Below are 14,199 nucleotides of genomic sequence, written 5' to 3'. Positions count from 1 at the left end.
ACCGTGTCGGTCAGTACGCGTGTAGATCTGGCGTTGCTCGGTATCCGAGGATCCACGCCGGTCTCGAGAACGGCAGGCGCCGGGCCGAGCGACGACGGGCATGTCACGATCGATGGCCTCGGCGCAGCCATCCCGCGCAATCCGCTCAGTCCATACGTCCTCGAAGAGGGTCGAGTGCTGTTCGACGGCAACGACATCGGGCTCGACGTGCAGGCCGTCGACCGTCCGAAGTTCTACGACCTGGAAACCGCCGACGGTATCGCCTACGAGAAGATCGCGAAGCTGCACGGCTCCAGCGTTCTCGCGACCACCGTGGTGCAGACCTGCATCCGCTACGACGCGGATCAACGCTGCCGTTTCTGCTCCATCGAGGCGTCGCTCGACGCCGGCGACACGATCGCCGTCAAGACCCCGGCGCAGCTCGCCGAGGTGGCCGAGGCTGCGGTGCGGCTCGACGGCGTCACGCAGATGGTCATGACGACGGGCACCTCGGCCGCCAAGGACCGCGGTGCCCGTCACCTTGCTCGATGCGTGCGAGCCATCAAGGCTGTGGTTCCGCAGCTGCCGATCCAGGTGCAGTGCGAACCTCCCGGCGACCTCTCGACAATTCAGGATCTGTACGACGCCGGTGCCGAATCCATCGGCATCCACGTCGAATCCCTCGACGACGACGTTCGACGCCGGTGGATGCCGGGCAAGGCATCGGTCTCGATGGACGAGTACCGCGCTGCGTGGAGAGAAGCGGTTCGTGTCTTCGGACGCAACCAGGTCTCGACGTACATTCTGGTGGGGCTCGGCGAGGATCCGGACGAATTGGTGTCCGGGGCAGCGGAACTCATCGACATGGGTGTCTACCCCTTCGTCGTTCCGTTCCGTCCGCTCGCCGGAACGTTGGCGGTGGACGTGGACCGAGCGAGTGCCCCCGACCGGGACGTCCTCGAAAACGTCACCCGACGCGTCGCCAAGGAACTCCAGGCCGCGGCGATGCTCGGATCCGATCAGAAGGCAGGCTGCGCGGCATGCGGTGCGTGCAGCGTTCTGCAGAACGCGGGAGGCTGACATGTTCGGTGTCGTAGAAGCGGGCGACCTTGCCGGATTGTCCGGTACTGCAACCACTGTCGTCGAGCCGAGGTTCATCATCCAACCGTGCGAAAGCGCAGCGCAGTTGGACGCCTATCGTGCCCTCAGGAGAGCGACCTTCGTTGCCGAGCAGGGCCTGTTCGCCGGCACCGATCACGACGACGTCGACGACGATTCCCGCGCAGTCGTTCTGGTCGCCACCGATCGGGACGGTACAGTGCTCGGCGGAGTGCGGCTGGCACCCTGTACCGCAACGGATCTGGGGTGGTGGGCCGGGAGCCGCCTCGTGGTCTCCGCCGCGGCGCGTACGTCCGGCGTCGGGCCCGCCCTGGTTCGGGCAGCCTGCGCCCATGCGGAGAGTCGAGGCGTACTTCGCTTCGACGCGACGGTGCAGAAGCGCAACGAGCAACTGTTCACCCGCCTCGGGTGGATTCGCCGCGGCGACGTCGAGGTGGCCAACACACCGCACGTTGCGATGTACTGGCCGATCGACCGCATCGAACGACTCGTCTCGTCGACCAAGGCAATGTTGGCCGGGGTGCTCGCACCTCTGAAGGCGCAGCCACTCGGGCTCGGAGCCAGAGGTTTTCGCGGCGACGACGGCGTTCCGGTACCAGGTAGCGACATGATTGCCGCGTGCGATGCCATCATCCCTTCCATGGTCGATCGTGATCCGGAGTGGGCCGGCTGGTGCGCGGCGCTGGTCAATCTGAACGACCTGTCGGCGATGGGTGCGCGCGCTGTCGGAATGCTCGATTCCGTCGGAGCCCCCACCCAGAGTCGGCTGACCCGCATCATCCGTGGTCTCGCCAATGCCTCTGCGGCATGGCAGGTCCCGGTACTCGGCGGCCACACTCAGGCCGGGGTGCCGTCATCGCTGTCGGTCACCGCACTCGGGCGGACCTCTCGACCGGTGCGTGCCGGCGGCGGAAGCGTCGGCGATCGGTTGACGCTCACCGCAGACGTCGAGGGCGAGTGGAGGCGCGGATACCATGGGCAGCAATGGGATTCGTCTTCTCGCCGGAACTCCGACGAATTGACGGAAATGGCGTCGTTCGTAGCCCGCACCGCACCCAAGGCCGCCAAGGACGTCTCGATGGCGGGCCTGGCCGGCACCACCGGAATGCTCGCCGAGGCGAGCGGAACCGGTGCCGTACTCGACATCGCCTCGATACCGAAGCCCGACGCAGCGTCGATGGGTGAATGGATCACGTGTTTTCCAGGGTTCGCGATGATCACCGCGGACCGTCCCGGTGCACCCACTGCACCGTCGGGACCTGCCCTGTCCGCAGTCTGCGGAGAGCTCACCGACATTCCGGGCGTCGCGCTGCGATGGCCCGACGGAATCACCACTCGCGCGGTCACGTCCACCGTGACCGGATTGGGAGAAGCATGACCACCCACCCGAAGCCCGTCACCATTTCTGTCGCCGCAGCCGAGTTCGGTCGCGACATGGAACAGGGTTACGCCACCATCGCCGCCCTGCTCGAGGAATCACGCAACCGCGGCAGCCAACTGCTCGTCCTACCCGAGGCCTGCCTCGGCGGCTACCTGCCGAGCCTCGGTGGCGGCGACGAGACCGAGGAATCGCGACAGCGTCGACTGAAAGCACTGCCCCCGGCCCTCGAACTCGACGGACCCGAGATCAGGCGGGTCATCGACATGGCGGGCGACACCGTCATCACGTTCGGCTTCTGCGAGAAGGACGGCGATACCCGCTACAACGCCGCCGTGACGGTCGACGGCAGCGGCATTCTGGGTTCCTACCGCAAGGTGCATCAGCCGCTGGGTGAAAACCTCTGCTACGACGCGGGAGACAGCTACTCCGCCTTCGACACTCCGATCGGCCGCATGGGCATGCAGATCTGCTACGACAAGGGATTCCCCGAGGCAGCAAGGGAACTCGCGCTCGACGGAGCCGAGATCGTCGCGTCCATCTCCGCCTGGCCGACGGCCCGCACCGCGACCGTCGAGAACATGGAAGAGGACCGGTGGAAACAGCGGTTCGACATCTACGACCGAGCCCGCGCTCTCGAGAACCAGATCGTCTGGGTCGCAGCCAATCAGGCAGGCACCTTCGGATCGCTTCGATTCGTCTGCAGCGCGAAGATCGTCGGACCCGGCGGAGAGATCCTCGCCGGAACGGGCGTCGAACCGGGCTTGGCCACGGCCACCGTCGACGTCGCCGCACTCATCGGCGCGGCACGTGGCGGCGGCATGTACAACCTTCGTGATCGCCGCCCCTCCGTGTATCGGACCATCACGAAGGAGCCGATCCATGCCTGAGATGTCGTTCCTCGTCCGATGGCCCGATGGTCGCGAACAGTCCTGCTATTCACCGTCTCTGGTGATGCACGACTATCTGACACCCGGGCAGGAGTACCCGGTGGCGGAGTTCGTACAGCGGACGTCGGAGGCGTTGACGATCGCCAGCGATCGAGTTCTCGCCAAGTTCGGCATGCGGTGCACCTCGGCCGCGCAGCAGATGGAAGAGATCCACGGTGTCAGTACCTCGTACGAGGCCGGTGCCGTTCGCGTACTGAGTATGTCGGGAGCTGAACTGCTGTGACCGGAGAGATCGTCGAGCATCATCGCGTGATCGTCGTCGGCGGCGGACAGGCCGGCCTGTCGATCAGCTGGCATCTGACGCAGCGTGGCATCGAACACCTCGTGTTGGAGCGCGACACGATCGCGCACGAGTGGAAGGACTCGCGCTGGGACAACTTCACTCTCGTCACGCCGAACTGGCAGTGCGCACTCCCCGGATACTCCTACGACGGTGACGATCCCGACGGATTCATGCAGCGCGACGAGGTGTACGCCTTCGTGCGCCGTTACGCCGAGAGCTTCGATGCGCCTGTACGAGAACATGTTTCTGTCGACCGAGCTCTGCAGGGCCTGGATGGCGGCTTCGACCTGCAGACGTCCGACGGCCCCATGCATGCCGACCAGATCGTCGTCGCCGTCGGTGGCTATCACATCCCCACCATCCCGCGGTTCGCCGAGAAGCTACCGCGTGACATCGTCCAGATCCACTCGTCCGATTACCGAGGATCCCATCAGTTCCCGGACGGCGACGTGCTGGTGGTCGGCACCGGACAGTCCGGTGCTCAGATCGCCGAGGACCTGCACCTCGACGGCCGACGTGTTCACCTGGTGGCCGGAACCGCTCCCCGCGTCGCACGCTTCTATCGGGGCCGCGACTGTGTCGCCTGGTTGCACGACATGGGGGTCTACGATGTCTCCATCGAAGATCAACCCGGTGGCGTCGGCAAACGCGAGAACACCAACCACTACGTCACCGGTCGTGACGGTGGTCGAGACATCGACCTGCGCGCATTCGCCACCGAGGGGATGCAACTCTACGGCCGATTGCTCGGCGTCGAGGGCGGCGTTCTGCAGTTCGCACCCACCCTGGAGGCATCTCTCGATGCCGCGGATCGGGTGGCCGAAAGCATCAAGGACAACATCGACGCCTACATCGAGCGCGAGGGAATCAGCGCCCCCACCGAGGATCGCTACGTGCCGGTGTGGCGGCCGGAGACCGAGACCACCGAACTCGACCTCGCCACCACCGAGATCAACGCCGTCGTCTGGTCGGTCGGCTTTCGCACCGACTACCGGTGGCTGAAGGTCGGTACCTTCGACGGTGAGGGGCACCCGACGCACAACCGGGGCGTCACCTCGGTGCCGGGCCTGTACTTCCTCGGCCTGCCGTGGCAGCACACCTGGGGTTCGGGACGCTTCGCCTCGGTGGCCCGGGACGCGCAGTTCCTCGCCGACCAGATCGGTCTCGAGATCAGTGCAGCACAGTCTCGAAGCTCAGTGCAGCCGCAGAGCCAGATGGTCTGAGTCCCGTTGGCTCCTATCAAGATCGGCGCGCTGGCAGCACATTTCGGGAGAGATGTCGACCGGGCCGTACTGAAGATCACCACGATCATCTCCAGTGCGGCTCGAGAAGGCATCGATCTCCTGGTGCTGCCCGACGCGTCCCTCGGGGGCTACATCAACAGCCTGAGCAATCCGGATCCCGCGGAACTGCCGCCCACCCTCGATCCCGACGGTCCGGAATTGGCCGCCATCATCGCCGCGGCCGGAGACATGACGATCTGCATCGGGTACACCGAGCTGTCGAAAGGGTTGCGGTACAACGCTGCCGCCTGTCTGACGGGAGACGGCATTCTGGGTAGTCACCGCAAGGTGCATCAGCCGCTCGGGGAGTCGCTCGCCTACGCGGCCGGTGACCACTTCGAGGCCTTCGATACCCCGGTGGGGCGGATGGGGATGCTGATCGACTACGACAAGACGTTCCCGGAGTCGGCGCGGACGTTGGCGCTCGACGGAGCGAGAATCATTGCGGCGCTGTCGGCGTGGCCCGCCAGCGTCACAGATCGGGCGTCCTCGCTGCCGAACGATCGACAGTCCCGACTGTTCGATCTGTACGACGCAGCCCGAGCGGCCGAGAACCAGGTGGTGCTGGTCTCGTCCAATCAGACCGGGGTGATGGGGTCCCTCCGCTTTCTGGGTCAGGCGAAGATCGTCGGTCCCGGTGGTGACGTACTGGCGCGGACCTGGTCCAAGGGCGGGCTCGCGGTGCACGAGATCGATGTCGACGCCGAGGTCGACCGAGCCCGCCGGGGACTGCATCACCTGGCGGAACGCCGGGTGGATGCCTATCCGAATCTGTTGCAGGAGAAGCCGGGCCAGTGAAGATCAGCCTGTTGACGTACTCGTCCAAGCCGCGCGGCGGAGTGGTGCACACGCTGGCGTTGGCGGAGGCACTGGCGCGCGCCGGTCAGGACGTCTCGGTGTGGTCTCTCGGTCGCGGCGGCGACAGCACGTTCTTCCGTGCCGTCGACCCCGCCGTCGACATCAGAATGGTCCCGTTCGAGCACCGGGACGAAGAGAACGTCGGAGAACGAATTCTGCGGTCGATAGATGTTCTGCGGCAGGCGTTCACACCGAACGAGTACGACATCGTCCACGCGCAGGACTGCATTTCCGCCAATGCCGTCGGCCGCTGCATCAGGACCATCCATCACCTGGACGAGTTCACCACGCCCGAGCTGGCCGCATGCCACGAACGCGCGATCACAGCGCCGTATGCGCGTATCTGTGTGTCGGCGGCAGTGGCAAGCGATGTTCGCCGCGGATGGGGATTCGAGCCTACGGTCATACCCAACGGCGTCGACGCCGAGAGGTTCACTGCGGCTGCGCAATCGGGTCGATCGCACTGGCGCGAGAAGCTCGGCCGCTACGTGCTCGCAGTCGGGGGTATAGAACCACGCAAGGGCAGTCTCGATCTGCTCGACGCCTTCGCCCGGCTGGCTGCGCACGATCTGCGCCTGGTCTTCGCCGGCGGCGAGACGCTGTTCGACTACCGCGACTACCGTTCCGAGTTCGACCGGCGCGCAGCAGAACTCGGTATCGAGCCGGTGATACTCGGTACCGTCGACGACGACGAGTTGCCGCACCTCGTGGCGCAGGCCGCTGTGCTGCCGTTCTTCTCCACCAAGGAGGGTTTCGGGCTGGCGGCCATGGAGGCTCTCGCGGCGTCGACTCCCGTCGTCGCGCGAGATCTGCCGGTCCTGCGGGAAGTGTTCGGAGACAGCGTTACCTACGCGTCCACGGCAGCGACCATGGCGGCCGAACTGGAACGTGCGCTCGCGACCCCGCAGGACCCGTCACCCGGTCTGACGCTGGCGCGCAGCCTGACGTGGGACGAGGCCGCGCGTCGACACCTCGAGTTCTATTCCTCGCTGCGCTGACCGTTGCGCTTGTTGCGCCTGAGTCCGTGGGGCTTGAGCTTGTGGAACCCCTTGACCCGTAGTGAGCGAATCGATTTGAGGTAGAACTCGGAATCGTGACGCAGCTCTTCGGTCATGACCGTGTCGACGAGAGTCGTTCCGGGATTGGCCGAACTGGTCAGGCGCGCAGCGATGTTGACCACCGAGCCGTACAGGTCGCCGTAGCGGGCGAGAACCGGTCCCCAGGCCAACCCGACGCGCAGATCCGGCATGTCTTCCTGCTCGGCGAACGCGTCCTGAAGGTCGAGGGCGATGTGCGCTGCGTCCTCGGGCGTCTGTGCGCTGAACATCACTTCGTCGCCGACGTTCTTGATCACCGAACCGCGCCCGCGCGCAATGATATTGGTGGCGAGCGACTCGAACTCCTCGAGCAGTGTCGTCAGTTCGCCGATGTCGAGTCGACGCGTCAGGCTGGTGTAGCCGACCATGTCCGCGAAGCCGACGGCCATGACGGGGCTGTCGGTGGCGTCGTCGGGAGCGGCGATGGACCGTCCCGCTGCTGCGGCCAGATGCCGACGCCAGGTGTAACCCTGGAGCGCTTCGAGGGTGGGCACAGTCTCGGCCGCGATGTCCCTGGCGTTGCGCCGGATGGCGTCGATGTCGTTCTTGTCCTCGTCGTTACTGGTGATGCGCTCGAGGATGTGAGAGTTCACCACGCCCACTTGCCATTCGGCGAGCCTGGACATCGACTGGCCGAGGGTGCGCGCAATCGCGACCTCCATCTCGGGCTTGATGACCTTCTGTTCGGTGAGTCCGGTGATCAGCTTCAGTGCCTCGAGGTCTGCGTCGGTGTAGACGACGGCCTCGGTGTCGGTGTGGATGGGAAAGCCCATGCCGATCCACAGTGCGATGACCCGCTCGAGCGGCAGCCCCGACTTGCTGACGATGTCGGAACGGTTGTACTTCGGCGTGCCCCCCAGGAGATTGCGTTCGATCTCCGCTTGCACCACCGAGTTGATCTGGTTCTCAGGCATATCCCAACGTTCTGTCGAAATAGGAACGGACATCGTCGACGTACGAGTCGATCTTCTCGGGCTCCCAGTCCGTGGTGGGAATTGGCTCGCCGACGGTGACCTTGACGGTACCGGAATGGACGGTGAAATCCTTTTTCCACATCACGTCGCCCGCATTGTGGATGACGATCGGAACGATGGGCACTCCGGCCTGCATCGCCAGGTGAAATCCGCCCTTCTTGAATCGGCCGAGACGCGACGTCGGCATCCGCGTGCCCTCGGGCGCGATGGCGACCGAGATGCCACTGTGCAGCTTCTCGATGGCCGGGCGCATCGCCTCGCGGGCCTGAGCGGGATCGCCGCGGTCGACGTAGGCGACGTCGAAGATCCTGCCCAGCAATGCGAATCGTGGGTCGCGTTCGAGTTCTCGCTTGGCGACCGCGGTGATGTCGCGTCGGAGAATGGAGGTGACGATGATCGAGTCGGCGGTGCTCTGGTGGTTGAACATGAAGACCGCCGGGCGTGCCGACCACGCGTTCTCGGTGCCGGTCACGTCGAGCTTGACGCCGGCGATGGTCAACGCGATGTCCGGAGCGATGGTGCTGGTGATGTTCGCTCCGTTGCGGCGGCTGCGCGTCAGCAGTCCCAGTCCCAGGCCGATAGATGCGCTGGCCAGCACCGAACCGAGAGCGGCGGTGCTGCGTACGGCCGAGGTGAGGTCGGTGCCGCGCTTGGGGCTCTCCAGCGTCAGCGACGGCCATTTCTTCTTTGCCGCGTACCGCTGTAGTTCCGGGTCCGGATTGAGTGCGACGGGGCGCCCGACGGCCTCGAGCAGCGGCACGTCCTCGCCGCCGTTGGAGTAGGCGAAGCAGCCGGCCAGTGCGATGCCCTCCCGCTCGGCGTAGTCGATCGCGGCCTGTGCCTTGCGCGGGCCCCACAACGAATCGCCGACCAGTTCGCCGGTGAGTATCCCGTCGGTGACCACCGGAGTGGTGCAGAGCAGAGTCTCGAACATCATGTCCTGCTGCACGGGCAGAGCCTGGTACGGCGTGGCCGAGGTGGCCATCACCAATCGGTGCCCGGCATGGCGATGAGCTTCGACGAGCGCGCGGGCCTGTGGGTAGATCATCGGCGCGATCTCGTTGCGGAACAGCGTGTACGCCTGCTCCATGAGGTCTTCTTCCCGACGGCCTTCGAGGCCGCGGACTGCCTTGCCCATCAGGTTGTCGACCGGGGAGTTACGCATCCGCATCTCGACGACGGCGCTCGATATCTCCCACAGTTCCTTGACCGTCACGTCCAGGGTCTTGAGTCGTTCGAGAAAGACTGCGCGGGCCGAGAACCCGTTGATCAGAGTGCCGTCGAGATCGAAGAATGCCACGGTGTCTCGGCCGGGTGGAGCGGCGGCGATCGCGATGAGTCGATCGTCGAATTCGGTCATGAATTGTTCTCCTCGGGGGCCGAGATCGGATCCACCTCGCGCAGCATGCGGTGCGCCATGTCGCGGATCGTGCGCACCTTGCGTGCCCACTCGTCGATCTCGAGCGCGAATGCCCTGCGGCGGCGGGCGATACCGTCTGCGCTCGAATCGACCAGGTCGCGATTCTCCGCCAATTGCAGTGCAGTGTCGAACAATTCGCCGGAGATCGACTCGCTGTGATCGAGCTGCTGACGAAGCCGTCTGGCCTGAGCAGCACCGAGGCATTCGGTGATGAACTTCGGCTTGTCGAACTCACCGCTCTGGGGCAGCAACATCAGCTGATCGGCAACCACCTGGTAGGCCTCGAAGATCGGCTGCAACACACGGTGCGCCAGATGCAGATCCTGCGACTGAAGTTGTCGCGCAGCGTAATCGGGGTCGCTGATGTGGGTGCGCCAGTCCGGATCGATGAGATCGACCTCGGATTCGAGCCGTTCGCCGAAGTCCTTCTTGTCGCCGAAGAAGAACTCGAACTTGAGCAGATCGCGCAACTGCAGTGCCGACTGCCACAGAGATTCCTGGGTCAACGGCGTCGAATCGCCGCTGGTCGGGAGCACCACCAACTCGCCGATGGCGCGCATGACGAAGAAGTGGATGGCGTTGTTGCGGAAGAACGCTGCCACCAGGTGCTTGTCCTGGGCCAGGTAGAACAGCGGCTCGGGGCCGTCGTCGAAACGCTTGACGACGTTGGCGTTGACCTGTGCGATGACGGCCGAGCGCACGACATCGACGTCGGCGATGTCCACGCCGCCCGCGGTGGGCAGGTTGCGGCGTTTTATGTAGCGCGCGAGCGGGGCGATGATCGCCCACATCTCGTTGACGTTGAGAGCGCGATCCTCGATGCCGAGCAGGGCCATGGTGACCAACGCCGCCGGCGTCACCGGTGTCGCGTCGTTGATCGCGTGGGAGACGCCGAGCGCGATCTTCTGCACCGCCACCCGCTTGTCGGGATTGTCGGCGACGATCGACGCCACCGACATCGGCTCGCCGAAGTTCAGGTACACGTTGCCGCGCAACGTGCCCTGCGCCCGGATGTAGCCGATGGCCATGCGAATGCCCTCGGCCTGCTTCTTCGCTCCGTGCGACTCCTCGGCCATCGCACCGACCTCGTGGAGGCGGTCGTAGGTGATGGACGTCGGAACCAGGTAGACGTCCTCGGCATCGCTGGTCTCGAGTGCGTCGACCAGATAGGTCAACAACCCGAACCGCGGCGGGCGGAGCTTTCCGGTGCGGCTGCGGCCGCCTTCGATGTACCACTCGAGGTTGAACCGCTTGCTCAGCAGGAAGCTCATGTACTGGCGCAGCGTCCACTTGTAGATCGCGTCCGAGAATTTCCGCTGGATGAGCACCACGCCACTGCGTTTGGCGATCGGACCCAGCGGCCAGAAGCCGACGTTGATGCCGCCCATGACGTGGTTGAGCGGCAGCCCTTCGGCCAGCAGCGCCGGACGCAGCACGAGCGGGTCGAGATAGGAACGGTGGTTGGGAAGGAACACCAACGGATAGTTCTTGTTGAGCTCGCGCACCTTCTGCAGTTGATCGCGGTCCACGTCCACCTTGTACGCCCGCGAGAAGTACGCCCCGAGGGTTCCCCACATCTCGACTGCACGACGGGTCTCGGTTGCCACCATCTCGCCCAGGATGTCCTGGACGCGCTTGTCGACGGCCTCGCGATCCTGGCCGACCTCTTCCGCGAGCTCGGTGATCCCGTCGCGGAACTTCTTCTGCTCCGTCATGTCCTCGACGACGAAGCGCGGGATCTTGTACTCGGAGCCGATGACGCCGCGCTCGGCCTTGTCCAATGCCAGACTGGCCTGACGCAGAATGAACGACGACAGGGACGTGCCGCCACCGCGTTCGAACCGCTCTCGCAGATCACTGAGCGTCGCGGGTTCCCCGACCAGCACCGCGGAGTGGTCGGGGTCGTCGCCTGCCACCCATCGCTGCCATACCTGGGTGGGCTTGGACCGACCACGGGGCGCGAAGATGCGGTGCAGAATGCCGTTCTTGCGATCGGACAACGTGACCCGCAGCGGGATCAGCAGCGGATCGTCGGCGTACCCGCGAACACTGTCCGACAGTGACGTTCTCGCCTCACCCGAGAGCACAACCGAGGGCGGACGGGGCTCGCCGTCCGGTGTGGTGGCGTCGATCCACTGATTCAGAGCCTGCACCTCGAGGGTGGATTTGGCGTCGAGCAAATACACGTGCGGACCGTCGCTGAGCGACTGTTCGTCCGCGTCGAGGTGGTACATCGAGACTCCTGTTCCGCACCTCCGCAAGAAGGCACGCCGCCAGGCTACGCGGCAGAAACCGCGCGCGAGGGTGGTTCGGCGAGGGTGGTTCCCGGACGCCGATCTCCCCGAGAGTCGGGCAGCTACCGGCCGGTACTCGGTGAGGGGCGACGACACCTGGAGTGGGCTCGGGCGGCGCGCGCGACGGCTGTCGTATAGGGTCGGAGTCATCGACCTTCTCGGTCACCCTCAATCTAAGTGTTAATCCAAGTAACAGTTACTTGTGGTTCCAGTTACTTGGATTAACAGACAAATTGCCTCTCGATGCGTCGATCCGACGCGCTCTGCGCTGCCCGGCCGCATCTCACCTGCATCTGTGCGACAGTATTCGCAAACACTTTCGAGAAAGGTCGGTAGTCGAATGCCACCCCGTGGGCGCGCCGTGAACGATTCGTTGACCTCCGAGAATCTGACGACACTGGCGGCGGCGCTGGCCGAGGGGCGTCGTGCCACCGTCTATCTCCGTGAACCGAACCCGAGCCTCGGGCTGCCCGACGGCACCTCGGCGAAGGTCGTGTCGATCGACGGCAACACGGTCACGATCAGCCCGAAGGGCGTCAACGACGAATTGCCCTACGAAGCCGAGGAACTGCGCATCACCCGCAACGCGGCAACCCCGCCTGCGCCGGCCAAGCGTGTACCTGCCAAGAAGGCCTCGGCGGCTCCGTCGGTGAGAAGAGCCGAGCCGCTGCAACCCGCGCCCGAGGCGGTGGCGCCCAAGGCAGAACCGGTACAGCCCAAGGCGGTGGAACAACCGAAGACTGCGTCACCGCAGAGTTCTTCTCCCCGTCGAGTCAAGAAGCCACCGGGCGGAATCAGCGTCACCATTCATGCCGGCGCCGACAACGATTGGTCGGTCACGGTGACCCAGGGTGCGAAGCGGCCCACCAAAGCGCAACCGGTGAGCCCGGAGTCGGTGAGCCGCGCTGTTCGGGAGTTGGGCGATCCCACGGCACGCGACGCAGTCGAGGCAGTCATCTCCCACGCGCGCGAAGAGGCCGCACGGCGCGTTGCAGAACTGAGCCGGCAACTCGAAGAGGCGCGCACGACGCTTGCCGCCCTCGAGCAGGACGTATGAACGACTCACTCGTGTTCGTACACCTGTTGTTGCTAGGGTTCTGCCGACACCGCTGAGAGGGAGTACATGTTCAAGAAATTCATGCTCGTCGTCGTGGGGGCGGCTGCAATCGTAGCCAGCGTCGGCGTGGGGACCGCATCCGCGGCCGCTCCAGCTGCTCTCGGCGGCGGCTCGGGAATCATCGTCGGAGGCCAGGCCGAGTGCACGCTGACGACGATCGGAAACGACCGCAACGGAAACCTGGTCGGCTTCACCGCCGGCCACTGCGGTCAGGCGGGTGCCTCCATCGTTCCCGAGTACGACACCTCCCTCGGCGAGGTCGGCCGCATCGCGTTCTCGAACCCGGAATACGACTACGCCCTCATCGAATTCCAGCGTGACAAGGTCGCACCGATCAACCGCGTCGGCAATGTGACCATCTCTCAGGTCGGCCCGCCGACGGCGTTCCCGAACATCGTCTGCAAGGAAGGCCGTACCACCGGCAACACCTGTGGACTCGCGTACGGCGACATTCTGCAGTCGCAGGAGACCTGGGCTCAGCTGTGCGTCGTCGAAGGTGACTCGGGCAGCCCGGTCGTCGTCGGCAACACCCTTGTCGGCATGGTCAACGCCTACCTCGGCGTGGCGTGCTTCGGACCCGAGGTCGGCACCAACTTCGACGCGATCCTTCGCAACGTCGATCAGGGCAACGGACTCGGCGCAGGGTTCGTCCCGGCTCCCTAGCTCCACCTGGTTTCGACCGAAGGCCCCGTTCGCGCGATGTGTTGCGCGAACGGGGCCTTCGCCGTTCGCGGGGTAGGTGAGGCTCTCAGCGGGCGCGGGCCGACGAGTCGGACGACCGAATGTCGGCGACGATGCGTTCGGCGTCGTCCGGCGCGATTCCCAGCAGCACCAGGCTCGACGTCGTCGTCGCTCCCGCCGGGTCGCCGATCGCACCGGCGTTGGTGGCATCGAGGATCGACAGTGCGATCGCCTCGATGTTGAGGATCAGTACTTCTGCGGCGAGATACGAGGAGAACACACCCTCGCGCTGGCCGCGCCGGATGACGGCGGCGGCCGATTCTCGCATCGGTCCGAGGAGATCGTGAATACTGTTGTGTCCCAAATCTGTTCGCGCAACGGCGAGTAGCAGTCGGTACTGATCGCCGACGCGTGTCAGAGCGAGTGTCTGCCGGACGAACACCGTGACGGCCGATTCGTCCGCGGCGGGAACCCGGCCGAGTGCGGCCGAGATGCTGTCCGCTGCCTCCAGGGCGATACCGTCGATCAGAGCTTCGCGAGAGGCGAAGTGGGCGTACACGGTTCGCCGGACTACTCCTGCGGCAGCGGCGACATCGTTGATGGTCGCATCGGGATTGTCTGCCAGGACCCCTTGCGCAACGTGCAGAATTCGCGCTCGGTTGGACCGGGCGTCACGGCGTTGCACGGGCGGCGCTGCTGCGTCCCGTGCAATCGAACTCGACTCCGTCGTCTTGCGCACAGGACAACATCTAGCACGATCGCGGGC

Annotated in this window: 13 protein-coding genes; 9 read left to right on the top strand and 4 right to left on the bottom strand. The window is 65.2% G+C overall.

The window, feature by feature from the left end:
- Nucleotides 1–3 precede the first annotated feature (3 nt).
- Genes CH306_RS07190 through CH306_RS07160 form a run of 7 tightly spaced genes read left to right on the top strand, consistent with a single transcriptional unit; the run spans nt 4 to nt 6,848 of the window.
- A complete protein-coding gene (locus CH306_RS07190) occupies nt 4–1,059 on the top strand; it encodes an MSMEG_0568 family radical SAM protein (protein ID WP_094646129.1) in 1,056 nt (351 codons plus the stop codon).
- Nucleotide 1,060: 1 nt separating this feature from the next.
- A complete protein-coding gene (locus tag CH306_RS07185; protein WP_094646422.1) occupies nt 1,061–2,476 on the top strand; it encodes an MSMEG_0567/sll0787 family protein in 1,416 nt (471 codons plus the stop codon).
- Nucleotides 2,473–3,366 carry a carbon-nitrogen hydrolase family protein gene (locus CH306_RS07180; protein ID WP_094629172.1) on the top strand — a complete coding sequence of 298 codons (894 nt, stop codon included), beginning with the start codon at nt 2,473–2,475 and terminating at the stop codon, nt 3,364–3,366. The genes CH306_RS07185 and CH306_RS07180 overlap by 4 nt, the downstream gene beginning before the upstream one ends.
- Nucleotides 3,359–3,649: an MSMEG_0570 family nitrogen starvation response protein gene (locus CH306_RS07175; RefSeq protein ID WP_032396776.1), complete on the top strand. Its 291-nt coding sequence runs from the start codon at nt 3,359–3,361 to the stop codon at nt 3,647–3,649. The genes CH306_RS07180 and CH306_RS07175 overlap by 8 nt, the downstream gene beginning before the upstream one ends.
- Before the next feature lie 8 nt (nt 3,650–3,657).
- On the top strand, nt 3,658–4,932 hold the full coding sequence (locus CH306_RS07170; RefSeq protein ID WP_094646421.1) for an MSMEG_0569 family flavin-dependent oxidoreductase: 1,275 nt from the start codon (nt 3,658–3,660) through the stop codon (nt 4,930–4,932).
- A gap of 6 nt (nt 4,933–4,938) precedes the next feature.
- A complete protein-coding gene (locus tag CH306_RS07165) occupies nt 4,939–5,790 on the top strand; it encodes a carbon-nitrogen hydrolase family protein (protein ID WP_032396775.1) in 852 nt (283 codons plus the stop codon).
- A complete protein-coding gene (locus tag CH306_RS07160; protein WP_094646128.1) occupies nt 5,787–6,848 on the top strand; it encodes an MSMEG_0565 family glycosyltransferase in 1,062 nt (353 codons plus the stop codon). The genes CH306_RS07165 and CH306_RS07160 overlap by 4 nt, the downstream gene beginning before the upstream one ends.
- On the opposite strand, the gene CH306_RS07155 is transcribed toward CH306_RS07160, so the two are convergent.
- From CH306_RS07155 to CH306_RS07145, 3 genes are read right to left on the bottom strand one after another with little or no spacing between them, the layout of a single operon-like run.
- Nucleotides 6,830–7,861: an adenylate/guanylate cyclase domain-containing protein gene (locus tag CH306_RS07155; protein ID WP_032396773.1), complete on the bottom strand. Its 1,032-nt coding sequence runs from the start codon at nt 7,859–7,861 to the stop codon at nt 6,830–6,832. The two genes, CH306_RS07160 and CH306_RS07155, sit on opposite strands and share 19 nt — an antisense overlap.
- The gene (locus CH306_RS07150) at nt 7,854–9,281 is read right to left on the bottom strand and encodes an HAD-IB family hydrolase (RefSeq protein ID WP_032396772.1); all 1,428 of its coding nucleotides are present in this window, start codon (nt 9,279–9,281) and stop codon (nt 7,854–7,856) included. The genes CH306_RS07155 and CH306_RS07150 overlap by 8 nt, the downstream gene beginning before the upstream one ends.
- Nucleotides 9,278–11,575, bottom strand: a complete 2,298-nt coding sequence (locus tag CH306_RS07145; protein WP_045197464.1) for a glycerol-3-phosphate 1-O-acyltransferase — start codon at nt 11,573–11,575, stop codon at nt 9,278–9,280. Before CH306_RS07145 ends, CH306_RS07150 begins: the two co-directional genes overlap by 4 nt.
- Nucleotides 11,576–11,975: 400 nt before the next feature.
- Here CH306_RS07145 and CH306_RS07140 point away from each other — a divergent pair, with 400 nt between their 5' ends.
- Nucleotides 11,976–12,692: a DUF6319 family protein gene (locus tag CH306_RS07140; protein ID WP_094646127.1), complete on the top strand. Its 717-nt coding sequence runs from the start codon at nt 11,976–11,978 to the stop codon at nt 12,690–12,692.
- Between the two features lie 66 nt (nt 12,693–12,758).
- Nucleotides 12,759–13,415 carry a hypothetical protein gene (locus tag CH306_RS07135; protein ID WP_032396769.1) on the top strand — a complete coding sequence of 219 codons (657 nt, stop codon included), beginning with the start codon at nt 12,759–12,761 and terminating at the stop codon, nt 13,413–13,415.
- Between the two features lie 85 nt (nt 13,416–13,500).
- Here the strand turns inward: CH306_RS07135 and CH306_RS07130 are convergent, their stop codons facing one another.
- Nucleotides 13,501–14,172 (bottom strand): TetR/AcrR family transcriptional regulator, encoded by a 672-nt coding sequence (locus tag CH306_RS07130; protein ID WP_052049897.1) that lies wholly within the window; start codon nt 14,170–14,172, stop codon nt 13,501–13,503.
- Nucleotides 14,173–14,199 lie beyond the last annotated feature (27 nt).

The organism is Rhodococcus sp. 15-725-2-2b (assembly GCF_002259075.1).
Lineage (GTDB): Bacteria > Actinomycetota > Actinomycetes > Mycobacteriales > Mycobacteriaceae > Rhodococcoides.
Note: the sequence above shows the minus strand (reverse complement) of the source record. Positions and strands in the feature narration are given on the sequence as shown.